The organism is Ectothiorhodosinus mongolicus, assembly GCF_022406875.1.
Lineage (GTDB): Bacteria > Pseudomonadota > Gammaproteobacteria > Ectothiorhodospirales > Ectothiorhodospiraceae > Ectothiorhodospira > Ectothiorhodospira mongolica.
Genome location: NZ_CP023018.1, coordinates 795,643 through 817,107, shown reverse-complemented (window position 1 = coordinate 817,107; position 21,465 = coordinate 795,643). Strand labels below are relative to the sequence as shown.

Sequence of the window (21,465 nt, the reverse complement as noted above, 5' to 3'; positions counted from 1 at the left end):
TTTATAGCTTGGTCATTTGGGTCGGAACATGTAAGAGAAATTCCGTTCCGCCATCGACCTCGACCCATTCTAAGCTTCCCGATAACCAACCTAACATGCGGCAGTACAGACTCAGGCGCCGCGGGGAGAATGATGTCGGTGCAACCGCCGGCTGAGCTGAGAGACTGATCAGTATGTGATCTGCCAGAGACTCCGTTCTAATCTGAATGTGCCGAGCGCCGCGCGCGATCGTGCTCTCAATGAGATTGCTCAATATGTCATCCAAACGTTCAATGCTGAATGCAATATCACCTGATTGCGCTTCGGTCACGAGGGTGAGTTCGGCGTGCCGCAAGGGAGATTGACTCGATAGTCGCCGCGCTAGGGCGGATATAAAGGATTGCTCACTGTCTGCTGATTCCAATAAATCCTGCGCAGCGCGATCCGCCAGCGCTTGGGTGCGCTTCTGCAGATTCTTCAGGAGTTCATGAACATTGCCTGAGCTCTCGCTGTTCACAAATTTCAGGCCGCGCACAGCCCCTAAATAGTCGGTTAGAAGTCGCCGAGCACGTGCCACTAGTGAAGAGTCCAACAAGTCACTCAATACTGACCCGTCGAGCAGATTTTGCAATGAACCTGCCACTTGCACGCCCTTTAAGACCAAGGTTAATTCGGGCGTTTCGCTGGCATTAAATGCCTCGATAAAACGTCTAAACTCGGAGAGTATGCGGTCGATTTTATCCAGATCGCTCTGGTTCAGAATCTCCTGAGCGGCGTCCTCCTCCTCAAGCTCTGATAGATAAAATGACGCCGTATATAGCCGTCCCGACAGTATCGTGAACAGAACGGACATTTCCTCCAATAACTCGTCAACATACAGTTTGAGTGATCGGATTCGATCGGCATTCAGCGAATCAACCTCGACCAGCCCGCGAGCATCTTCTTCGACTTGGCGCAGCTTTTGCTGCATCTGCGGTGCAGGTACGCAAAAGCCATGGCCGGTGCAGCACACTTCGATGTCATGCTGCTGCAACAGCCAGTCGACCTTGCCTAAGGTATCCATGAGGTCTGCATGACTCCACCCGTCGAGCCCGCACAGTCCGGGATTAGCTGCAAAAGAGATATCGCCTGATAACAGCAAACGGGCAACGCGCAGTGAAATACTGCAGGGTGTGTGTCCGGGGGTGTGGTAAAGCTCTAGCATTTCACCCTCGCCCAGCGATATCGATTGCTGCTTGAGCAGTGTGCCATTGGGCAAGTTCAGCAGCTTTCCTCGCAGTTCGAATGTATCGCCATTCGCATACGAGATGATCTTGGGGTTCTTCCAGTGGCGTGCGTCAAACAAGCAGCCTGCAAAAGGCGCAGTGCACACGGGCGGCTCCCACGGATAAAGATAGGCCACGGTGAGTTGTTTATCACCCCTGGCTAAAGCATCAACGCCCGCCTCATGGGCAAAGTGCTTGATCTCGATCCCCTCAGGCAGGGCTATTGAGCCCAGTTCTTGAGAGTGATCTTGGTGGCAGTGCGTCAAAAAGCTCAGCACCGGCCGCGGCTTGGCTGACAATGCTTCATTCAGTACCGCGTTGATGATAGCCGTTTGTGTTGGGTTTGCGCCCGGATCAATAACAATGAGTGCATTCGGCGCTGAGAGTAGATAGCAGTTCGAGGATAGGATGCTTGGCTTAGAGATGATCGGATAGATCTCAACTCGGTCGCTGCCCGGAACGAGTTGCCACGTATTCGCCTCCATTAGCTTAGGCGCTGTACTTCGCGTTTTTGCGCGATGACCAGCGACAGATAGTCCTGCTGATTAAACTGCTCATGCGAGAGTTTTTCCACCATTCCCGCCAAAAGACGCAGGCGCAGATCATCGGCCGAAAAATCAGAATCCGTTTGCATATTTTGAATGACCGCTTCGAGATTATCCTCAGCGGGGGCGCTGACAAACTCCACCTCGAGTTTATGATCGAGTTTGCGCAGTGATAAGCGAATCTTAAAGTCATTATCTTCACCGGCTTTCTCGACTTGATACAAAAAAGCCTCTTCGAGCGCTAATTCTAGGCGCATGACATCATCCCCGCGCCAATCTGCTTGCTCGGCTTTTTCACGCGCGAAACTCATGATTTGTGGTAGGGCGGAAGCTTTCGCGGGCACGGTCAGGCGGTGCGCTTTGGAGCGCTTGAGCGTCAGCAATAGGGATAAGGCGATAGCGGTGAGGCCGCCGGTGGTCATGCCATTATCCAGGAGTTGGGCCATCATTGGCGGCATCAGCTCGTGGAACACCCCCTGGGCCTGAAAGCCATAACCCATCCACAAAGACACACCGAAGATGATGCCGCTATCAAAAGACAGGCCGTCGCTCACAATCAGTCGGATACCGTGGGCAAATAACAGGACAATCAAGAAAAACAAAAACACGCCGCCAACGGGACCTGGTATCGACTGTAGCAAGGCTGAAACTTTCGGGGAAAAAGCCAGCAACATGAGAATAATGCCGCCATAAATACCCACCCGCCTGGCGGCAACGCCCGTTAAATCGACCACTGAAACGCTGGTGGAGTAGGTCGTATTAGGCAGCGTGCCACTCAGGCCTGACAGTAAATTCCCCATGCCATCCGCAGACACTGCGCCTTGGACGGCTTTGTAATCGGTTGGGTTGCGTCCGCGTCTGGATACCTCTTGGATGGCGATACCATCGCCATAGGTTTCGAGCGCCCCAATGACAGTGACGATGATAAAGCCCGGCAACAACACCCAAAAAGCCGTGCTAAAACTTAAATCAATCCCCGGCCAGCTCGCCGGTGGAAGGCCAATAAAATCCGCTTCAGCCAATGCGCGCAAATCGGTTAAGCCCATGAAATGCGCAAATATCGAGCCAGTGACGACGCCAATGACAGGTCCCCACAAGCGCCATTTCTTGTTGCCGAAAAAAGAGAGTCCCAGGATCACCACCAGCGTCAGCGCTGCGGTCCATGCGGCCGCTGAATCTGTGCCCGCATAATTTTCCGGACGCACGTTCAACATGTTTAAAGCAATCGGGATGACAGCGACGGCAATCAAGGCAACAACTGTGCCACCCACCGTCGGCGTGATGATTTTCCGCAGCAAGCCCAAGCGGTTGGCGAATAAAAATTGCACCAGCGAGGAGGCGATGATCAGTGAGGCTAAGAGTGGAAGCCCGCCCGCTTGAAGCGCTGAAACGGAGACCGCAATAAATGCCCCAGATGTGCCCATGAACAGCACATAACCCGCCCCAATGGGTCCTATTGCTTTGGCTTGCAGAATGGTGACCGAACCACTCACCATCAGCGTCGCAAACACCGCCCAAGCTTTGGCATTGTCATCCATGCCGCCAGCATCCAGCGCGATCACTGGGATCAGCACAATAAAGGCGAGAATCAGGGCAACAACTTGAAAGCCCAAAAGGGCAGAGAGCAGATGAGGCGGTTTATCGTCAACAGCGTAGAGGATATTCGCGTCTTCAGATGGCGGTTTGCTCATACTCTGCCTGTATTCGCTTGTTGCTCTGTACAGGACGATATCACGATTTCGCTGGGGTAGTGAGGTGGTGGGCCCGGTCGGACTCGAACCGACGACCAAGGGATTATGAGTCCCCTGCTCTAACCAACTGAGCTACAGGCCCGTAACACTTACTCGCTGTCGAGGAAGCTGCGCAGCAGCTCGGAGCGGCTGGGGTGGCGTAGCTTGCGCAGGGCCTTGGCCTCGATCTGGCGAATACGTTCACGCGTGACATCAAACTGTTTACCGACTTCCTCGAGCGTGTGGTCGGTATTCATATCGATGCCAAAGCGCATGCGCAGTACTTTAGCCTCGCGCGGCGTCAGGCTGGCCAACACCTCGCGGGTGGTTTCCGAGAGACTTTCGCGGGTTGCCGACTCAATCGGTGATTGCACGTTCTGATCTTCAATGAAATCACCCAAATGCGAGTCTTCGTCATCACCGATGGGCGTCTCCATGGAGATAGGCTCTTTGGCGATCTTCAGCACCTTGCGCACCTTGTCTTCGGGCATTTCCATGCGCTCGGACAGTTCTTCTGGCGTCGCTTCGCGGCCCATTTCCTGCAGCATCTGCCGGCTGATGCGATTGAGTTTGTTGATGGTCTCAATCATATGTACCGGAATACGGATGGTGCGGGCTTGGTCGGCGATCGAGCGGGTGATCGCCTGGCGAATCCACCAAGTGGCGTAGGTCGAGAACTTATAACCGCGCCGGTATTCAAACTTGTCCACGGCTTTCATCAGGCCGATGTTGCCTTCCTGAATCAGGTCCAGGAACTGCAGGCCACGATTCGTGTACTTCTTGGCAATAGAAATCACCAAGCGCAGGTTTGCCTCCACCATTTCTTTCTTGGCGCGGCGCGCTTTGGCCTCACCAATCGACATGCGGCGGTTAATATCTTTGATCTCGCCAATGGTCAGCGTGGCCTCATCTTCAATCGCCAGCAAACGTTTCTGGGCTTTGACGATGTCATCGCGCTGTTCAGCCAAAGCTTCCTTGTAACGCGCGGCCTTGCCTTCAAGCAGCTCGTCGACCCATTTCAGGTTGGTGGCATTCTTGGGGAAGCTGCGGATGAATTCTTTGCGGGGCATGCCACTGGTTTCTACACACAGGCGAATGAGGAAATCCTCCTGAGCGCGAATGCGGGCCACCATCTCATGAAGGTCAGCGGTGAGACGGTCAACCAGGCGCGGAATCAGCTTAAATTCCATGAAAAATTGCGCCATCTCGACGCGGGTTTCACGATATTTGTCCTGATCACCCTGGGCCGCATACTCCATGGCGCGCTCATAAATGACTTCCAATTGCTCAAAGCGCTGACGGGCTTCCTCTGGATCCGGTCCCGTGTCTTCGGGGGCGGCGTTTTCTGAATCATCATCATCGTCGCTGTCATCGTCGCCATTGCCATCATCATCGTTGGCGTTATCGCTGTTGTTGTTATTGGAATCATTATCGGCCTGAGCCTGCGGGGTTTCCGGCTCACCATCAGGGCCCAAAAAGCCCACCAAAACATCAGTCAGTTTGACGTTTCCGGCTTCCACTTGGCCGTATTCCGAGAGCAGCAATGCAATGACTTTAGGCGAGTGGGCCAGGGCAAACAGCACCTGCGCCAAGCCTTCTTCGATGCGCTTGGCGATGCTGATTTCACCTTCGCGGGTGAGCAGCTCAACCGTACCCATCTCGCGCATGTACATGCGCACGGGATCCGTGGTGCGGCCAAAATCGCCGTCCACTGAGGCCAGCGCGGCGGCCGCTTCTTCTGCGGCATCCTCGTCGGTTGAGACCGAGTTATCCGAGAGGATCAGGGTATCGGCATCGGGGGCCTGTTCATGAACGGTGATCCCCATATCATTGATCATCGCAATGATGTCTTCGATCTGCTCCGGATCCACAATGGTGTCAGGCAGGTGGTCATTGACCTCGGCATAGGTCAGGTAGCCCTGTTCCTTGCCTTTGGCAATCAGCTCTTTGAGCCGTGATTGTTGCTCGTCGTGATTCATGAAACGCCGCCCAGCCCCGAAATACGCAAACCGTTAATAATAGCAGTTATTTATGTCCCCTGCGAGACAAAATCGCTTGCAGCGTCTGTTTTTCTTCTGCACTCAAGCTGCGGGTCTGAGCCACATTCAACAACTCATTCGCTTGCTGAGAGTCAGCTTGTTCAGTCAGCCTGCCCAAAGCGTCACGTAAAATCACCGGTCTATCCTCTTCGGCGACGCCGGGTAAGGACTTTTCTGCCAGTTTATGCAGGTGAACACTCCATTCATGCTCGCGCCAGCGCTCCAATAACTGCGCAGTGTTTAGATGGGGTTCTTTGCTTAAGGTTTCAAGCAAAGCCAACAAAATATCCACACCGGGCAGTTCTATCTCGGCCAACCAAGCAAAATCCTTCACTGCTTTGGCCAGGCCGGGGTCTTCTAAAAGTAAGGTGATCGCCATGCGCACGGGATTCATGCTCAGACCAGAGCGGCGTTGCCCTGAAGGCCGCTTGGGTGGTGCTGGCGTGGTTGCTGGGCGGCTCTCAGCTTTGCCCAGCCGCTCGTTCAATTCCGCAGAGCTCACCCCCGCTAAAGGCGCGATATCACTGATGATCTGACTACGCAGCAAGCCCTCGGGCATCAGTCGCAAAAGACGCACGGCTTCTAATCCCAAAGCGGCTCGTCCCTCACGGGAGCTTTGGTCAAAGCGCTCGCCCAAGCCTTGAATCAACATATCCGACAAGGGGGTGGCGGCTTGAACCTGCTGCACAAAAGCCTCGGTGCCCAGCTGCCGTACCAGTGTATCGGGGTCTTCGCCCTCCGGAAGCAGCAAGAACCGCAGTTCCACCCCATCGCGAATGCTGGGTAGGGCTTGTTCTAGCGCCCGCCACGCCGCCTCTTTGCCGGCACGGTCGCCATCAAAACAAAAGACGATTTTGGGTACCACCCGTAACAGCCGCTCCACATGTTCGTGCGTGGTTGCTGTGCCCAAGGTGGCCACGGCATTTTTGATGCCGTATTGAGCTAGGGCGATGACATCCATATAGCCTTCCACCACCAGCAGGCTCTCCAGCCGCGGCGAAGCCTTGCGCGCTTCATATAGCCCATAGAGTTGCCGACCCTTGTGGAAGATGGGAGTTTCGGCGGTGTTGAGATACTTGGGTTCTTGCTGGGCCAAAACCCGCCCGCCAAAGCCGACCACCCGACCCCGGGTGTCGCGGATGGGAAACATGATGCGCCCACGAAAGCGATCATAGGGTTTACCTCCATCTTTGCGGGTCAATAGACCCGCTGTGAGCAGCTCTTTCTCACTAAACTGGCGCAGCAGTGCCGGCATCAGGTCATCAAACCGATCCAGCGCAAAACCCAGTTGATAGTCGCGCGCAATATTGCCCGTGAGGCCGCGGTTTTTGAGGTAGTCGATGGCCTCCGGGCTGCGCCTAAGATTCTCAGCAAAGTGTTCAGCGGCCATCTGCTGCGCCAAATAAAGGCGCTGGTTGGTGTCGCTGCGATCTGCTTGACCGACTTCTTGGGGTACCTCCAGGCCAGCCCGTTGCGCCAGTTCCTCGATGGCTTCAACAAATCCCAGATTGTCATACTCCATGAGAAAGCTGATCACCGTGCCATGCGCACCGCAACCGAAGCAGTGATAGAACTGTTTGTTCTGGCTGACCGTGAACGAGGGCGTTTTTTCGCCATGAAACGGGCAGCAGGCCGTGTACTCGCGACCCTTTTTCTTCAGCTCTAGGCGCGAGCCGATGAGTTCAACAATGTCGCTGCGGCTAATGAGCTCATCGATGAAAGATTGGGGGATACGCGGCATCGCTGGGGCAAGGCTTAATCAGCCATAGCCTCGTTGATCGAGGCAAAACTGCGGGCAAAAGGCTGGTTGCGGCGCACCGCAGCAGGCAAGGCCACAATCGCACTGCGCGCCGCCGCAGCGCTTGAGTAAACGCCGTAGACCAAGGCATAACTGACTTGGTCATTGCGCCGTACGCTAAATATGGCGACCTCGCCCGGCAGATCAACGCGCTGGGCATAAGCGCGCAACGCCTCGGCGTCACTGCCTGAGATGAATTGTAGGGTGAACTGACTGGGGTCTTGTTGCCTCAGCCAGTCAGCGCCCAAGACGCCTGTGGTCTCAGCCATTGGGGGTGTGGCGGCTGCGGAGGGAGGTGGCGCAGTAGGCGCCTCGGGAGCGGGCGCAGTCTCGCGCGTCTCGGCGGTGGCCGGCTCAACAGGTGCCATACTGGGCTCGGCACTGACCTCGGGCGCTGCTTCGGGTTGTACAGTGACTTCAGCAGGACGTTCAGGTAAGACCAAAGGCCGACTGAGCGGATCCTCCACAGGCACCGATGGACGCGTCGCTAAGCCAATCAGTAAAGCGCCACCGCCCAAAATCACCACACTGGCTGCGGCTCCCAACCACGTGCGCAAAGGCTGGGCGGGCATGCCGCCAAAGGCCAGTTTTTTGATGCCTAGGCTGGAGCCTAGTTGATCGCCCGCCATTGAGTCGGCGATGGCGCGCAGGGTTTGACTGGCCAGTTGATTGATTTGTCCTGGAAGTCCGCCGCTGCGGCGATGGATATCCTGCATGGCTGCATCATCGAGTAAGTCCATATCGCGCAATCCCGCGGCGCGCAAGCGATGCGTTAAATAGGCCCGGGTCTGTTCACTATTGAGCGGGCGCTGCTGAATAATCATGGGTGCCAACAGCATGTCGCTGTCGTCACAGATACTGTTGAGCCGCTCTTCAATACGGGGGCTGCCAACCAATAACAGGCCAAAGCTGTTCGAGAAACGCTGCAGGATTTGTTGCCGGATATCCAGTAATTCAGCAATCACATCGGCAGGCAGCCGATCCGCATCATCAATCGCCAAGACCGGTTTCAGCCCATCTTGCATCAACTGCGTGAGCTGTAAGCCGAGGCTACCGCTGGCCAGTTCATCCGCCTGAGCTGCGGCCAGCTTTTCTTGCCAAAATGAGGAAACTGCAGTTTCGATGGCGGCCAATGTCGTATCGGTTCGCGCGCGAAACGCACAAAAATCCAAGTCCGCCTCACCGCTGGCAAGAATACGCAGCAGCTGCGTGCTTTTCCCTGAGCCCGTCTCTCCGCGCAGCACCACCAGGTTCTGTGGGCCGCGCAGATGTTGCAACACCACATTCACACCCATATCGATACCGGGATCGACAAAGAGGAATTGCTCACCCATAGTCACCGCGAAGGGCTGTTGCAACAGGCCAAGGCGATCCAAGGATTCTGACGAAAGGGTTTCTTCATTCATCAAATAGACTCCGGATCAGCACAGGGTGGCGGGATCAAATAAACGATCATATTCAGCAATGGCGAAACGATCCGTCATGCCCGCCAGATAATCGACAATCACCCGAGCCTGGCCGGCATCACCCGACTCAGCGCGCGCTTGAATAAGGGTTTGCGCATGAGCGGTCGGCAGCAGACTTGGATCATTCATGTAAGCCTCGAATAAAGCCTTAAGCAGCCGCTCTGCTTTGCCAGTCATGCGCCGCACTCGATAATGTTGGTATAAATATCGATGCAGAAATTGTTTGAGTTCCTGGTTCATGGCCTTCACTTCCGGGCTAAAGCCAATCAGCGGTTTGGGCAGGCTACGCACCGCATCAATGGTTTGTGGGTTCGCGCTTTTGATTTGCGCCGCACTGTACTCGACGAGATCGGTGAACAAACGATTGATCATGCGGCGGATAATCTCATGGCGCAGGCGTTTTTCTTCCAGACCGGAATAGGCTGTTTGCACTGCGTCATGGGCTTCGCGAAATAAACGGATCTCCAGGATCTGTTCCAAAGTAATCAGTCCTGAGCGCAGGCCATCATCGACATCGTGATTGTTATAAGCGATCTCATCCGCCAAGTTAGTGAGCTGCGCCTCAAGCCCCGGTTGCTGGTCATTTAAGAAGCGTTGACCCAATTCACCTAGACGCTCGGCATTGCGCCGATTGCAGTGTTTCAAAATGCCCTCGCGGGTCTCGAAGGTCAGATTCAGACCATCAAACTCGGCATATTTGGATTCCAGTTTGTCGACTACCCGCAGCGACTGTAAATTGTGTTCAAAGCCGCCATAGTCGCGCATGCACGCATTCAACATATCTTGTCCGGCATGACCAAAAGGTGTGTGGCCCAGATCATGCGATAAGGCGATAGCCTCACTCAGATCTTCATGCAGGTGCAGCACACGGGCGATGCCGCGGGCGATTTGTGCAACCTCTAAGCTATGGGTTAGGCGCGTGCGAAATAAATCACCCTCATGATTCACAAACACTTGGGTTTTGTATTCCAAGCGGCGAAAAGCGCTGGAGTGAATAATCCGATCGCGGTCGCGTTGAAACTCGCTGCGATACACCGGGGCGGGCTCGCAATGGCGTCGTCCGCGGCTATTGCTTTCCTGCGCTGCATAAACGGCTAGGGGGTGACTCATGCTGCGGTCAAAGCCTCCAGCGTTTGCTCTAAGCACTGCGCATCAAAATCAGCGGTGACGGTGGCAGCGCCAATGCTGTGCAGCAGCACCAAACGCAGCCGCCCTCGTTGCACCTTTTTATCCACGGCCATGATGTCGCGAAAACGCGCGGGCGACAGACCAGCGGGGGGCGTCACTGGCAGGCCGGCTGCCGAGAAGAGGTCACGCATGCGTGAGACGCTATCGGTATCAATCCAGCCCAGGCGCTGTGATAGGTCTGCTGCCATCATCATGCCCGCAGCAATGGCCTCACCATGCAGCCAAGCGCCATAACCCATGCCGGTTTCAATGGCATGACCGAAGGTATGTCCGAGGTTTAACAAAGCACGGCGACCGGCTTCGCGTTCATCCTCGGCCACCACGCGCGCTTTGTCGGCGCAGGAGCGGGCAATGGCAAAAGCCAGCGCTTGGGGGTCACGCGCCCGCAACGCATCGATGTGTTTTTCCAACCAGGCAAAAAACTCAGGATCATCAATCAGACCATATTTGATGACTTCCGCCAAACCGGCGCTCAGCTCTCTATCCGGTAGGGTGTTCAGCGTATCGGTATCAATTAAAACCAAGCGCGGCTGATGGAAAGCCCCAATCATGTTCTTGCCTAGGGGGTGATTAATGCCGGTTTTACCGCCCACCGAGGAATCCACCTGAGACAACAGGGTGGTGGGCACTTGAATAAAATCGATGCCGCGCTGATAGCTCGCGGCGGCAAAGCCCGCGATATCGCCAATCACGCCGCCGCCCAAAGCGATCAGTAAATCATTGCGCTCCAGGCGTTGCTCCAGCAAAAACGTATAAATCTGCTCCAGTGAGCTGAGGTTTTTGTACTGCTCACCATCGGCCAATTGCAGCGCAGCCACGGGCTGGTCTTGTAGCGGCATCAGGGTATTGCGCAAATCATCCAGATATAAGGGCCCCACCGTTTCATTGGTGATGATGACGGCGCGCCGCCCTTGCAGTAGCGGTGCCAAATATTCGCTGGCATGGCGCAAGCCGCGGCCGATGTGAATCGGATAGCTGCGATCGCCCAATTCGACGGTGAGGGTTTCCATAGGGTCAATGATACCCGCAAGGCTCGGTAAGCTACATAGCTGTTTGTGCCTTAAAGCCTTTGATAATCTGACGAACGGTGCCACGCAGATGCTCTCCGCTGGTATCGACCACCAGATCGGCGATCTCTCGATACAGCGGGTCACGCTCGCTGAATAAGGCTTGTAGGCGCTCTTTGGGGTTTTCAGTTTGCAGCAGGGGACGCTTGCGATCGCGCGCTGTGCGCCGCAGCTGTACCGAGACGGGTGTGTATAGGTAAACCACAAACCCTGCTTGCTGCAGGCAAGCGCGATTCTCAGCACGAATCACCGAGCCCCCACCCGTGGCCAAGACGATGCCCTCGTGTGCACCCAGCTCTGCCATCATGGCCGCCTCGCGCTGGCGAAAGCCGTCCTCACCCTCAAATTCAAAGATGGTGGAGATGTCCACTCCAGTGCGCTTTTCAATCTCTTGGTCGCTATCGACAAAAGACAGGCGCAACTGCTGCGCGAGCTGGCGGCCAACCGTGGTTTTGCCGGCGCCCATGGGACCAATTAAAACGATGTTCGCTTGCTTGCTCACATTCAAAGCTGGATTGATCATGAAGAGGCGACAGTGTAATGCATCCGTTCCGATGACCGGCATTTCTGTGCTGATTAGTGGTGCGTTACTGTCTTCTTAACGAATCAAACTAGCACTATGCACATGCAGGATAAGTGCCGCCATTTGGCCGCTGGATTCACTTTGGTGGAAGTGTTGCTGAGTCTGGTGTTGCTTAGCGTCGCTGCGCTAGGTTTGTTGCAGTGGCATGCCGTAGCCAACGGAGCGGCGCACAAAGCCTACCAACAGACACTGGCCCAAGTGATGGCCGCTGACGCTGCTGAGCGCTTGTGGATGGCGAGCTTACACGGCCCGTGGCAGCCCGAATCTCTCAGCCATGAGTGGCAGCAGCATTGGTCAGATTTTTTTATGGAAGGCGACCACGAGATCCACTGCACGCCGCAGCGTTTATGTCATATTCAAATGCGCAGTTCCTCAGTCTCACAAGACTACTGGGTACAGCTGCCCCGTCTGGCTCAGTGATGCGTGATCAAGCTGGCTTTTCGCTGGTGGAGATGTTGATCAGTTTGTTGCTGGCGGCTTTTTTGCTTGCCGGAGCACTGCAGTTATTCACGGCTCTACGCGCGGCACAAAATGAGTTGCATGATTTGGCTGAGGCGCAAGAGGTACTGGCCTTTAGCGTTGATGTGTTGCTGCGTGAGGTGCGCTCGGCTTCCGCCTTGGAGACAGGGAATAATGCCCTCATCATCAGTCGCCAGCGTTTTACTGAGTGGTGCGCACAGCCGGCAGCAACAGAGCCACGCCCCATCACCTATTTTATGCAGGGCGAGGGGCTGCGTTGTCGCGGCAGTCGTCTGGCGCAAGAGTTATTGCTGGGATTTGCACCGCGTTCGCGACTGCAAGCAGAGGCGGTAACCGGTGGCCTTGAGCATGGGGTTCGCATCCGCCTACCACTGTCTTATCCCAGCCCGATTGAGGTGACGGCCACGCCGCGACGGCCGCAGCGGCCCATGCCATGAGCAGGATTCCCGCCATAACGGATGGCAGACAACGCGGGGCTGTCTTGTTGCTGATGGCTTTGCTGTTGTCCACGGCCAGTTTTTTGGCCATGGCGGCCATGGATTTAGGTTCAGATCAGTACCGCATTGCCCACTATCAACAAGAGGCTTTGCGGGCTGAATTGGCGGTGCAATCCGGCGCTGCGCGTCTAATCGATGCCCTAGAGGATCGAGCGCTCCCCCACGAGGGAGCGCTCGATGCGTTGCGGGATCTTTTGCATCAAACCCAGCAAGAGCCGCTAGCCGATGGCCAATGGTCGATCGTGACTGTGGCCTTAAACTCAGATCAGTGGCATATCACCCTAAAAGGCGAATCCCCCAACGCTCTGGTCTCACGCCAGATCATCCTGATCTTCGGATGGTCAGAGATGGGGTCAGACCCCACATGGGTGGGGTCTGACCCCAAGCTGCAGTGGTCGGCCTATCTGGCTCATTAGCCATCAGTGAGACAGCTGCTGGGCAACAGATTCTCTGCAACATTACCTACCCATGAGCAAGTCCAGCCGCCCCCGCTGCTTGCTTCAGTCAAAACCAACACCAGAGTTTCATTGGCGATTTGCCCATTGGCTGTGCCTTTGAACACCACATTGACCGTATTGCCGGCCTCATTGGTGGTGACCGAGGCCACATGGCGGCCACTGAGTTCTTGATCGCCGCTGGGCACAGAGCCGCCCATGATTTGCTGTTGCACTAAGTCCATGCGCAAAGCGGCGGTTAGGGTGAGTGCTTCGCTGACTTGGGCGCGCGCCATGTAGTTTTGGTACTGAGGAATGCCCAGTGCCGCCAAGACGCCGATGATGGCCACCACCAGCATCAGTTCCATGAGAGAAAATCCTTTTTGTTGCATCGTTTTGACTCCTAGTCTTCGTGGGTTAAAAATCGCTATCGATAATGTGGGGGGTAACAAACACCAGCAGCTCGGCCTTGGAACGCAGTCGCCCTTCGGAACGAAATAACCGCCCCAGACCCGGCAAGTCGCCGAAAAACGGTATTTTTCGGATCTGTTCCATATCCGTCATTTCATAGATGCCGCCCAGTACGACGGTCTCGCCATTGCGTACAAACACCCGGGTTTGCACCTCGCGGGTTTCTATCGATGGGGTACCTTGAATCTCGCGCGTGCCGGGATTGTCCTTGTTGACGCGTATATCCAAGATGATGCTGCCATCGGCGGTGATGTGTGGTGTGACTTCCGTGGCTAAAACTGCGTCGATAAAGCGAATAGTGGTGTTGCCCGATTCCGCGGATTCCTCATAAGGCAGGCGCTCGCCTTGCTTGATCACGGCGGTTTTGCCATTGGCTGTGATGATTCGGGGGGTGGCGATAATCTCACCGCGACCTTCGGCCTGCAGTGCCGATAATTCCAAATCCAAGAGAATATTCGGACGCAAAATCGACAGCCCGATGCGGCCTGCAGCGCTGCCACCCGCGGGTAGATTAATGCTTAGGCGATCGGCCAACGGCACGGGCTCACCTTGCGCTATAGCTTCGGCGCCCGCAGCTGAACCACTCGTGGCCACTGCCGATCGGCCGCGTTCGGAGCGAGCGCTAACCCCCAGACGCACCCCCAGATCGCGCGCGAAGTCATCGGCGGCAATGACGATGCGGGTTTCAATCAGGACTTGGCGCAAGGGTTGATCCAGCCGAGCCACCAGATCCTGGAGTTGCGCCAGCTGCTCTGGCACGTCCCGTACAAACAGCGTGTTGTTGCGCGGATCCACCTGCAGGCTGCCTTGAGGTGAAATCCAGGCGCTGGAATCTCCGCGAATCAGAGCCGCCAAATCCTCTGCGCGGCCGTGATTGACCTGAATAATGCGGATTTCGGGCCGTAAAACCGGTATTTCAGCGGGGCTCGACGCGTCTGCAGCCTCATCAATCGATGCCAAGGCTTGAAACGGATTCGCGGCGGCGGACTTCGGTGGCGCGGTGGCGGCTATTCCTGGGCTGCGCAGCGCATCAAAAAGACTCATTTGTAAATTTAGCGTCAGAGATGAGCCGTCTTCCCCAAGCGATAACTCAGCCTGATTCACTTGTAAAAACCAAGGCAGGCTGGCCAGCCAATGCCAAAAATCCTGCAGTGCTGGTAACTCGCCATTGACCACCAAGGAAAAGCTTTGTTGGCCCAGCGGGCTTTGCCCATCGCTGCTGGGCCAACTTAGATCTTGAATCTGCAGCGCTTTGCTGATCGCTAAGGCCTCAATATCAGCCAGCAAAGCAGAGTGTGTGCGGCGAGCCTGCGCTTTTTGCATTAGCGAGTAGAGCTGGGTTTCCGCGCCATACATAGCGTCTAAGTGATGGGAGGCCTGCAGCAGTCTCGGCTGCGCTTGCGCCCAATGTTGCTCGATGTACTGTTTTTGAGCACGCACATCGGAATGCTCTTGTTGCAGCGGAAGGATCCAAAGCCCATAGCCGCCGGCTAACAGCGCTAAAACCAAAGGCGGCAAGGCCCAAGCAGGATGGCGAAGAGCGTTCTTCATCGTAGGCCCAGGCTTAGCGTGAAATAAGGCTGCGTGGTGCTGGCGGGCGCTACCGGCCGAGTCTGGACCTGCACCGAGTTACAGCAGGAAAGCTGATGCAGCGCATCGAGATAGGCGCTGAGCTGCTGGTGGTTTTGGGCATGGCCGTGGAGCAACAACCGCTGGGCATCTACCTGGGCGCTATGCAGTTGCACCCCCGTCAGGCTCACGGCCGTCAGCTCATCCAAAGCCTGCAGAGGCCGCCAGCGCTGGTCTTGGAGATTAGCGATGCGCGCGCCGAGCTCGTGCAGCTGCACTGCGTCCTCAGTCAGCCCACCAAACCAGCGAAGCTGGCGGGTGACAGCGATATGACGTGCCTGCAGCCAATGCTGTTCAGCCTGCGCTTGTTTTAAAGATTCAGCCAGATGCGGTTGCCAATAAACGCCAATGCCCAAACCTATGAGTAAGCACAACACCGCCAAACCCACAGACAGGCGATGTCGCCATGACCAAGCCAACCGGTGCTTGTTAAGAAAATTAATCTCTTGCATCAGCTGGGCTCCCGCAAAGCCAGGCCGATAGCGGCGGCATAGGCGGGATCAATAGGCTTGCTTTTTTCAGCCATTAATCCATGAGAAGGGCCCCGCCAAAGCCGGCAGGGAGACGGCAATGTCTTTTGCAAATGTTCTTGCAGCTCTGGGCTGGCAATGCGCCCAGTCAAACAGATTGGCGTAGTTCTGGCACTCCGCAGCAGCAGATTCATGGCCTCGCTGATCGACCCAAGCCAAGCCAGTGGCGATGCGTCGGCTAAGTCTAATGACACTTCTTGATAGCGCAGTTCACCTTGCCCGATCTCCCACAGCTGCAGCTGTGTGGGTTCCACGCAGGCAATGAGAGTCGCCGAGGCCGGGCCAGTGGGTCGGCAGGCTCGATAAAGTCCATGCGCCCGGGCTTCGATACAGCTCAAGCGCAGGCCCGCTTGTCGCGCTGCCGCCTGAATCAATGCCAAGCGATCCCGCCGCACGGCCCAAAAAAGATAACGCTGTTGGCTGCTGCCCATGCTGGGTTGATGACTGGGGTGATAGCGCAGTTCTGCCTCATCCAACGGATAGGGGAGATAGGCAGCTGCCTCTTCACGAATGAGTCGCTTGAGTTGTGCCTCGGGTAGGCCCCGAGGAATCGCTGCATCGTGGCATGCATAATCATGGGCAGGCAGGCCCAACACACCGTCGCGCACCGAGCGCCCCAAGTAACGGCGGACTTCTGTAAAAGCAGCGATTAGGGCATCGTTGCCGCCACTCAAAAGGCTGTTATTGTCATCTAGTTCCCATTCACATTGATCGATCAGCTCATTGCCTTGGGGATATTTGCCGATCAGTGCTAGGCGCAGGTGATTTCGTTCGAGATCTATGCCGACTTGGGTGCGTTTTTTCTTCCACAAAGTGCGCATAGCCACATCCTGTGATTGCGGTACTGTGCCCGAAGACTTAATATCCGGACATCTTGGTGTGCTGCTTCAAAGCCTTGTTTAATGGCTTTTCAGCCCCAACGCTATGCTTTAGGCATGTCAGACCGACCAGTGGCAGAAAGCTGCCGATAAACTGCCGCCGTGGGCGGCCACCTTGATAGACACATGAGACTTTTGTTGGCCCCCGTTAAGTTGTTACTCACCGGCGTTTTTTTAGCGCTGGTCATGGGCGTATTGATGCTGGGTGCCGGTTATGTGTACGTTGCTCCCCAGTTGCCCGACAGCGAGACGATTCGTGATGTGCGACTGCAGGTGCCGCTGCGTGTCTTTAGCGAAGATGGCGCATTGATAGCTGAATTTGGGGAACAGCGGCGCGAACCCATGGCCTTTGACGAAGTCCCAGAGCTCATGCGTCTGGCCTTTTTGGCGGCTGAGGATGACCGTTTCGAGACTCATCCTGGGGTGGACCCGCTGGGTTTGCTACGAGCCGGCATTAATCTGATCTCCACCGGTGAGAAGACCCAAGGCGGTAGCACCATCACCATGCAGGTGGCTCGCAATTACTTCTTGCAACGCGATAAAACCTATACCCGTAAGCTCACCGAGATCTTCCTGGCTTTGCGCATGGAGCGCGAGTTCAGCAAAGAAGAAATTTTCGAACTGTATGTGAATAAGATTTTTCTTGGGCAGCGCGCCTATGGGGTAGGTGCGGCCTCTCGCGTCTATTATGGGGTCGTACCCCAAGAGCTCACTTTGCCGCAGATCGCCATGATTGCTGGCCTGCCGCAGGCACCTTCAGCCGCCAACCCCATCGCCAATCCAAGCCGCGCCATAGCCCGTCGTAACTATGTGCTGCGGCGCATGCATGAGTTGGGCTTCATCACCGACGGCGATTATGCCGAGGCGTTAGAGACTCCAGTCACCGCCCGCTTACATGCCCCAGAAGTTCAGGTGAGTGCCGGTCATGTGGCGGAGATGGTGCGCCTTGAGATGTTGGCTCGTTATGGTGAGCGGGCTTATACCGAGGGTTTTCGGGTCTACACCACGGTCGATAGCCACATGCAAACCGCAGCCACCCATGCCGTGCGCGCAGGTCTAGATGCTTATGATCGCCGCCATGGCTATCGCGGTCCTGAGGCCCAGTTGGACTTGAGCGAATTAACCGAGCCAGCGCAGTGGGATCGAGCCCTCTCATCTTTCCCGCGCGTGGCAGGTAGTCTGCGTGCCGGATTGGTGACGGCCTTGGGGGAAAACCACGCTGAGGTTTATCTCGGTCGTGATGAATTCATCAGTCTAGATTTGCAGGCCGTGCGTTGGGCGCGGCCGCATAATCCCGATCCTCAGCGTGGGCCGGGTCCGACGCCACGATCCCTCTCTCAAGTGCTAAGCGTGGGGGATGTCATCCGCGTGCAGCACGATGCCGAGAATACCTGGCGACTGTCTCAGGTCCCGGTTGTCGAGGGAGCGTTGGTGGCGATGGATGTGCAAAGCGGCGCGTTAAAGGCGCTGGTGGGCGGTTATGATTTCCATCGCAGCAATTTTAATCGCGCCACCAGTGCCGAGCGCCAACCCGGATCGGCGTTTAAGCCCTTTATTTATGCAGCGGCCTTTGAACACGGCTATTCACCCGCTACCACCGTCAATGATGCGCCTGTGGTGGTCGCCGATTTGTCTTTAGATGCCGAGTGGCGCCCGCGCAATTTCAGTGGTCAGTTCTATGGGCCAACCCGTTTGCGTGAGGCCATGGTTTATTCGCGTAATCTGGTCTCGATCCGACTCTTGGATCAGGTGGGCGTGCGTGATTCACACGCCTATTTACGTCATTTTGGTTTGGCACTCTCGCAGCATCCGCGGGCCCTATCCTTGGCTTTGGGTACGGGCTCAACAACGCCTTTGGAGATGACGCGCGCCTATGGGGTATTTGCCAGCGGCGGTCGTTTACTGGAGCCGTGGTTGATTCAGCGCATCGAGGATGCACAGGGTAATTTGCTCTATCGTTGGGAAGAGTTTATGCCGCCAGAGCGGACCATCAGTGAGCAAAATGCCTATCAAATGACCAGTATGCTGCGTGATGTGATTCGTGAGGGAACGGGGCGTCGTGCCCGCGCATTGGGTCGCAATGACTTAGCCGGCAAAACCGGCACCACCAATGACATGCGCGATGCTTGGTTTGCCGGATATAGCGGGAGTTTGGTGACTACCGCTTGGGTGGGCTTTGATCAGAACCTGCCCTTGGGCGCCCGCGAGACCGGCGCCGGTGCTGCATTGCCCATCTGGATTGATTTCATGGGGCCGGCCTTGCAGGGCGCGCCACAAATACCCCTGAATGAACCTGACGGCATGATCACTGTGCGTATTGATGCTGCCACCGGCGCCCGAGCGGGCCGTGATGCCGAGCGCACCTTGTTTGAGTCGCTGACTGCAGAGCAATTTAGCCGCCTGGAAGTGGCGGAGGAGCGTTCTGGAGAGGCTGCAGGCGGCGTTACCGAACAAATTTTCTAGTTCCCCGAGGGCGTTATGTCAGTCAATGATCTGCGCATGCGGCAGCTGATTGCCGAAGAGGCAGCGCGCATTATCTTGGACGAGGGTGTGCTGGATTATCATCTAGCCAAGCGCAAGGCAGCTGATCGCCTGGGCGCAGTACAAACTCGCAACCTGCCCAGGAATACCGAGATTGAAGCCGCTGTGATCGAGCGCCAGCGGTTATTTGAAGATGAAGAAACGCCCCTGCGCATCGCTCATTTACAGGCTGTCGCGCTCAAGGCCATGGATTTATTAGAGCGCTATTCGCCGCGCCTGGTGGGTTCGGTGCTGCAGGGTATTGATAATGGTCGCCAAGAAATCACCCTGCATGCCTTTGCGGAGAGTGTCGAAGAGGTCATGTTCTTCTTGGCAGACTGCGGTGTCAGTTATCGCGTCAGCGAGCGCCGCGTGCGCAGTACTCGCGGTCATGAGCCCACGCCGTGTATCGAGTTTGGTGCCGAGGATGTGGATATCGATGTTTTGGTGTTTCCCATCGATGGCCTACGCCAAGCACCGCTCAGCCCAATTAACGGCAAGCCGATGAAGCGCGCCAGCGCCCGCGAAGTCGAAGCCCTTATGCGTGATACTGCTGACTGTCCGCGTGTACCGTCTCCACCAGCGCCGCCACATGCTCGGGATTGATCTTGGGATGAATGCCATGCCCCAGATTAAAGACATGACCTTCACCATGCCCAAAGCTGGCTAACACCCTGCGGGCTTCTTCGCGTACGCGCTCTGGTGAGGCGTAGAGCACCGCCGGATCCATGTTGCCTTGCAGGGCTACACGACTGCCCACGCGCTGACGGGCTTCGCCGATATTGATGGTCCAATCCAAACCCAGAGCATCACAGCCGGTATCAGCCATGGTCTCCAGCCATTGCGAGCCGCCCTTGGTGAACAGCACCACGGGCACTTTTCTGCCATCGGCTTCACGCGTGACGCCATCGACAATACGCTGCATGTATTGCAGTGAGAATTCACGGTAATTTTCTGGGCTCAATGAACCGCCCCAAGTATCAAATACCATGACTGCTTGGGCGCCGGCGGCAATCTGTGCATTCAGATAGCTGGTCACGGACTCGGCCAACACACCCAAGAGGTGGTGCAGCGTGGCGGGGTCATTAAATAACATGCCTTTGAGTAACGCGAAATCCTTGGATGAGCCGCCCTCGACCATGTATGTCGCCAAGGTCCAGGGGCTGCCGGAAAAACCAATTAAGGGCACGCGCCCATCCAGCTCCCGACGAATCAGGCGCACGGCATCCATCACATAGCCCAGGCTATCTTCCGGATCCGGAACACCCAGCGCCTTGATGGCCTTGGCATCTTGTACCGGGCGTTCAAAACGCGGGCCTTCGCCCTCAGCGAAATACAGTCCCAGGCCCATGGCATCGGGGATGGTGAGAATGTCGGAAAACAAAATGGCCGCATCCAGGGGGAAGCGCTCCAAAGGCTGCATGGTGACTTCGCAAGCCAGTTCCGGATTGGTGCATAGGCCCATAAAGTTCCCGGCTTTGGCACGCGTGGCCCGGTACTCCGGCAGGTAGCGACCCGCCTGACGCATAATCCAAATAGGGGTTCTATCCACGGGCTGGCGCAGCAGGGCCCGCAGCAGGCGGTCATTTTTCAGGGAATTCATGCAACAACTCGGTGGTTTTAGTTCAAACGGGCCTTGACCATACCACTGACCATGGCCATGTCGGCACGCCCTTGCATCTGTGGTTTGAGCAAGGTCATGACTTTGCCCATATCGCGAACACTGCTGGCGCCTGATTCGGCCAGAGCAGCATCCACCAAAGCTTGGATTTCCGCCTCACTTAAGGCTTCGGGCATGTAGGTTTGGATGATCGCCAATTCCGCTTCTTCTACGGCCACCAAATCATCGCGACCCGCCTGGCCGTACTGACTGATGGATTCGCGGCGCTGTTTGACCATTTTCTCCAGCACGCCCAGCACGCCGGCATCATCCAAAGTCTCGCGGGTGTCGACTTCAATTTGTTTGATGGCTGCCTGCACCAAGCGCAAAGTCGCCAGGCGCGGCTTGTCGCCGCTGCGCATAGCGGACTTCACATCCTCGGTAATCCGGGACTTCAGTTCGGTAACAGACATGTCGGGTAAGCCCTAAAGCTTAGTACAAACGTTCGCGGCGACCGATTTCTTTGGACATGCGCTTCATCTGACGCTTCACCGCAGCAGCAGCTTTGCGCTTACGCATTTCGGTGGGCTTTTCATAAAATTCGCGACGACGCACTTCGGTCAGCACACCGGCTTTCTCGCAGGTGCGCTTGAAGCGGCGCAATGCCACTTCAAAAGGTTCATTCTCTTTCACTCGCACATGAGGCATGAGCTTATTACCGTCCTTAAATTTGCTGAGCTGTTCGTGTTCATCTCTCCACTTCAGG

20 protein-coding genes and 1 tRNA gene are annotated in these 21,465 nt (G+C 56.1%); 5 read left to right on the top strand and 16 right to left on the bottom strand.

The features are described from left to right. Position 1 precedes the first annotated feature (1 nt). The 9 genes from CKX93_RS03695 to aroK all read right to left on the bottom strand — a co-directional run bounded on the left by CKX93_RS03695 (position 2) and on the right by aroK (position 11,579). Positions 2–1,729, bottom strand: coding sequence for an MBL fold metallo-hydrolase (locus CKX93_RS03695; RefSeq protein WP_076755368.1), 1,728 nt, complete (start codon positions 1,727–1,729; stop codon positions 2–4). Then, positions 1,729–3,480: a solute carrier family 23 protein gene (locus CKX93_RS03690; RefSeq protein WP_076755367.1), complete on the bottom strand. Its 1,752-nt coding sequence runs from the start codon at positions 3,478–3,480 to the stop codon at positions 1,729–1,731. The genes CKX93_RS03695 and CKX93_RS03690 overlap by 1 nt, the downstream gene beginning before the upstream one ends. A 65-nt stretch (positions 3,481–3,545) precedes the next feature. After that, positions 3,546–3,622 (bottom strand) — tRNA-Ile (locus CKX93_RS03685). A 7-nt stretch (positions 3,623–3,629) separates the two neighbouring features. After that, complete coding sequence (rpoD, locus tag CKX93_RS03680) at positions 3,630–5,498, bottom strand: RNA polymerase sigma factor RpoD (protein WP_076755366.1); 1,869 nt, start codon at positions 5,496–5,498, stop codon at positions 3,630–3,632. A 46-nt stretch (positions 5,499–5,544) separates the two neighbouring features. Further along, positions 5,545–7,299: a DNA primase gene (gene dnaG / locus CKX93_RS03675; protein WP_076755365.1), complete on the bottom strand. Its 1,755-nt coding sequence runs from the start codon at positions 7,297–7,299 to the stop codon at positions 5,545–5,547. Between the two features lie 14 nt (positions 7,300–7,313). Then, a complete protein-coding gene (locus tag CKX93_RS03670; protein WP_076755364.1) occupies positions 7,314–8,762 on the bottom strand; it encodes an AAA family ATPase in 1,449 nt (482 codons plus the stop codon). Positions 8,763–8,777: 15 nt separating this feature from the next. Further along, complete coding sequence (locus tag CKX93_RS03665; protein ID WP_076755363.1) at positions 8,778–9,932, bottom strand: deoxyguanosinetriphosphate triphosphohydrolase; 1,155 nt, start codon at positions 9,930–9,932, stop codon at positions 8,778–8,780. Beyond that, positions 9,929–11,020 carry a 3-dehydroquinate synthase gene (gene aroB, locus CKX93_RS03660; protein WP_076755362.1) on the bottom strand — a complete coding sequence of 364 codons (1,092 nt, stop codon included), beginning with the start codon at positions 11,018–11,020 and terminating at the stop codon, positions 9,929–9,931. Before aroB ends, CKX93_RS03665 begins: the two co-directional genes overlap by 4 nt. 31 nt (positions 11,021–11,051) lie before the next feature. After that, the gene (gene aroK / locus CKX93_RS03655) at positions 11,052–11,579 is read right to left on the bottom strand and encodes a shikimate kinase AroK (protein WP_076755905.1); all 528 of its coding nucleotides are present in this window, start codon (positions 11,577–11,579) and stop codon (positions 11,052–11,054) included. 123 nt (positions 11,580–11,702) lie between these two features. Between aroK and CKX93_RS03650 the strand changes: the two genes are divergently transcribed. From CKX93_RS03650 to CKX93_RS03640, 3 genes are read left to right on the top strand one after another with little or no spacing between them, the layout of a single operon-like run. Continuing rightward, positions 11,703–12,080, top strand: coding sequence for a prepilin-type N-terminal cleavage/methylation domain-containing protein (locus tag CKX93_RS03650; protein ID WP_076755361.1), 378 nt, complete (start codon positions 11,703–11,705; stop codon positions 12,078–12,080). Then, a complete protein-coding gene (locus tag CKX93_RS03645; protein ID WP_076755360.1) occupies positions 12,080–12,577 on the top strand; it encodes a prepilin-type N-terminal cleavage/methylation domain-containing protein in 498 nt (165 codons plus the stop codon). Before CKX93_RS03650 ends, CKX93_RS03645 begins: the two co-directional genes overlap by 1 nt. Next, positions 12,574–13,053, top strand: a complete 480-nt coding sequence (locus CKX93_RS03640; protein ID WP_076755359.1) for a hypothetical protein — start codon at positions 12,574–12,576, stop codon at positions 13,051–13,053. Before CKX93_RS03645 ends, CKX93_RS03640 begins: the two co-directional genes overlap by 4 nt. On the opposite strand, the gene CKX93_RS09525 is transcribed toward CKX93_RS03640, so the two are convergent. Genes CKX93_RS09525 through pilM form a run of 4 tightly spaced genes read right to left on the bottom strand, consistent with a single transcriptional unit; the run spans position 13,050 to position 16,522 of the window. Further along, entirely contained in the window at positions 13,050–13,463 is a 414-nt protein-coding gene (locus tag CKX93_RS09525; protein ID WP_076755358.1) for a pilin, read from the bottom strand. The genes CKX93_RS03640 and CKX93_RS09525 overlap by 4 nt on opposite strands. Positions 13,464–13,488: 25 nt before the next feature. Then, positions 13,489–15,093: a type IV pilus secretin PilQ gene (gene pilQ / locus CKX93_RS03625; protein ID WP_076755357.1), complete on the bottom strand. Its 1,605-nt coding sequence runs from the start codon at positions 15,091–15,093 to the stop codon at positions 13,489–13,491. After that, on the bottom strand, positions 15,090–15,623 hold the full coding sequence (locus tag CKX93_RS03620) for a PilN domain-containing protein (RefSeq protein WP_076755356.1): 534 nt from the start codon (positions 15,621–15,623) through the stop codon (positions 15,090–15,092). The genes pilQ and CKX93_RS03620 overlap by 4 nt, the downstream gene beginning before the upstream one ends. Next, complete coding sequence (gene pilM / locus CKX93_RS03615; protein ID WP_076755355.1) at positions 15,623–16,522, bottom strand: type IV pilus biogenesis protein PilM; 900 nt, start codon at positions 16,520–16,522, stop codon at positions 15,623–15,625. Before pilM ends, CKX93_RS03620 begins: the two co-directional genes overlap by 1 nt. Positions 16,523–16,705: 183 nt before the next feature. Here pilM and CKX93_RS03610 point away from each other — a divergent pair, with 183 nt between their 5' ends. Together CKX93_RS03610 and CKX93_RS03605 are read left to right on the top strand one after the other, a co-directional pair. After that, on the top strand, positions 16,706–19,042 hold the full coding sequence (locus tag CKX93_RS03610) for a penicillin-binding protein 1A (protein ID WP_076755354.1): 2,337 nt from the start codon (positions 16,706–16,708) through the stop codon (positions 19,040–19,042). 15 nt (positions 19,043–19,057) lie between these two features. Next, positions 19,058–19,705: a hypothetical protein gene (locus CKX93_RS03605; RefSeq protein WP_076755353.1), complete on the top strand. Its 648-nt coding sequence runs from the start codon at positions 19,058–19,060 to the stop codon at positions 19,703–19,705. Here the strand turns inward: CKX93_RS03605 and hemE are convergent. Genes hemE through rpsU form a run of 3 tightly spaced genes read right to left on the bottom strand, consistent with a single transcriptional unit; the run spans position 19,638 to position 21,407 of the window. Continuing rightward, positions 19,638–20,702, bottom strand: coding sequence for a uroporphyrinogen decarboxylase (gene hemE / locus CKX93_RS03600; RefSeq protein ID WP_076755352.1), 1,065 nt, complete (start codon positions 20,700–20,702; stop codon positions 19,638–19,640). The two genes, CKX93_RS03605 and hemE, sit on opposite strands and share 68 nt — an antisense overlap. Positions 20,703–20,719: 17 nt before the next feature. Then, the gene (locus CKX93_RS03595; protein ID WP_076755351.1) at positions 20,720–21,172 is read right to left on the bottom strand and encodes a GatB/YqeY domain-containing protein; all 453 of its coding nucleotides are present in this window, start codon (positions 21,170–21,172) and stop codon (positions 20,720–20,722) included. A 19-nt stretch (positions 21,173–21,191) separates the two neighbouring features. Further along, the gene (gene rpsU, locus CKX93_RS03590; protein WP_076755350.1) at positions 21,192–21,407 is read right to left on the bottom strand and encodes a 30S ribosomal protein S21; all 216 of its coding nucleotides are present in this window, start codon (positions 21,405–21,407) and stop codon (positions 21,192–21,194) included. Between the last annotated feature and the right edge of the window lie 58 nt (positions 21,408–21,465).

Bases quoted from the DNA above. Each gene is read 5' to 3' on its own strand.
- CKX93_RS03695 (WP_076755368.1), bottom strand. From the start codon at position 1,729: ATGGAGGCGAATACGTGGCAACTCGTTCCGGGCAGCGACCGAGTTGAG.
- CKX93_RS03690 (WP_076755367.1), bottom strand. From the start codon at position 3,480: ATGAGCAAACCGCCATCTGAAGACGCGAATATCCTCTACGCTGTTGAC.
- rpoD (WP_076755366.1), bottom strand. From the start codon at position 5,498: ATGAATCACGACGAGCAACAATCACGGCTCAAAGAGCTGATTGCCAAA.
- dnaG (WP_076755365.1), bottom strand. From the start codon at position 7,299: ATGCCGCGTATCCCCCAATCTTTCATCGATGAGCTCATTAGCCGCAGC.
- CKX93_RS03670 (WP_076755364.1), bottom strand. From the start codon at position 8,762: ATGAATGAAGAAACCCTTTCGTCAGAATCCTTGGATCGCCTTGGCCTG.
- CKX93_RS03665 (WP_076755363.1), bottom strand. From the start codon at position 9,932: ATGAGTCACCCCCTAGCCGTTTATGCAGCGCAGGAAAGCAATAGCCGC.
- aroB (WP_076755362.1), bottom strand. From the start codon at position 11,020: ATGGAAACCCTCACCGTCGAATTGGGCGATCGCAGCTATCCGATTCAC.
- CKX93_RS03650 (WP_076755361.1), top strand. From the start codon at position 11,703: ATGCAGGATAAGTGCCGCCATTTGGCCGCTGGATTCACTTTGGTGGAA.
- CKX93_RS03645 (WP_076755360.1), top strand. From the start codon at position 12,080: ATGCGTGATCAAGCTGGCTTTTCGCTGGTGGAGATGTTGATCAGTTTG.
- CKX93_RS03640 (WP_076755359.1), top strand. From the start codon at position 12,574: ATGAGCAGGATTCCCGCCATAACGGATGGCAGACAACGCGGGGCTGTC.
- CKX93_RS09525 (WP_076755358.1), bottom strand. From the start codon at position 13,463: ATGCAACAAAAAGGATTTTCTCTCATGGAACTGATGCTGGTGGTGGCC.
- pilQ (WP_076755357.1), bottom strand. From the start codon at position 15,093: ATGAAGAACGCTCTTCGCCATCCTGCTTGGGCCTTGCCGCCTTTGGTT.
- CKX93_RS03620 (WP_076755356.1), bottom strand. From the start codon at position 15,623: ATGCAAGAGATTAATTTTCTTAACAAGCACCGGTTGGCTTGGTCATGG.
- pilM (WP_076755355.1), bottom strand. From the start codon at position 16,522: ATGCGCACTTTGTGGAAGAAAAAACGCACCCAAGTCGGCATAGATCTC.
- CKX93_RS03610 (WP_076755354.1), top strand. From the start codon at position 16,706: ATGAGACTTTTGTTGGCCCCCGTTAAGTTGTTACTCACCGGCGTTTTT.
- CKX93_RS03605 (WP_076755353.1), top strand. From the start codon at position 19,058: ATGTCAGTCAATGATCTGCGCATGCGGCAGCTGATTGCCGAAGAGGCA.
- hemE (WP_076755352.1), bottom strand. From the start codon at position 20,702: ATGAATTCCCTGAAAAATGACCGCCTGCTGCGGGCCCTGCTGCGCCAG.
- CKX93_RS03595 (WP_076755351.1), bottom strand. From the start codon at position 21,172: ATGTCTGTTACCGAACTGAAGTCCCGGATTACCGAGGATGTGAAGTCC.
- rpsU (WP_076755350.1), bottom strand. From the start codon at position 21,407: ATGCCTCATGTGCGAGTGAAAGAGAATGAACCTTTTGAAGTGGCATTG.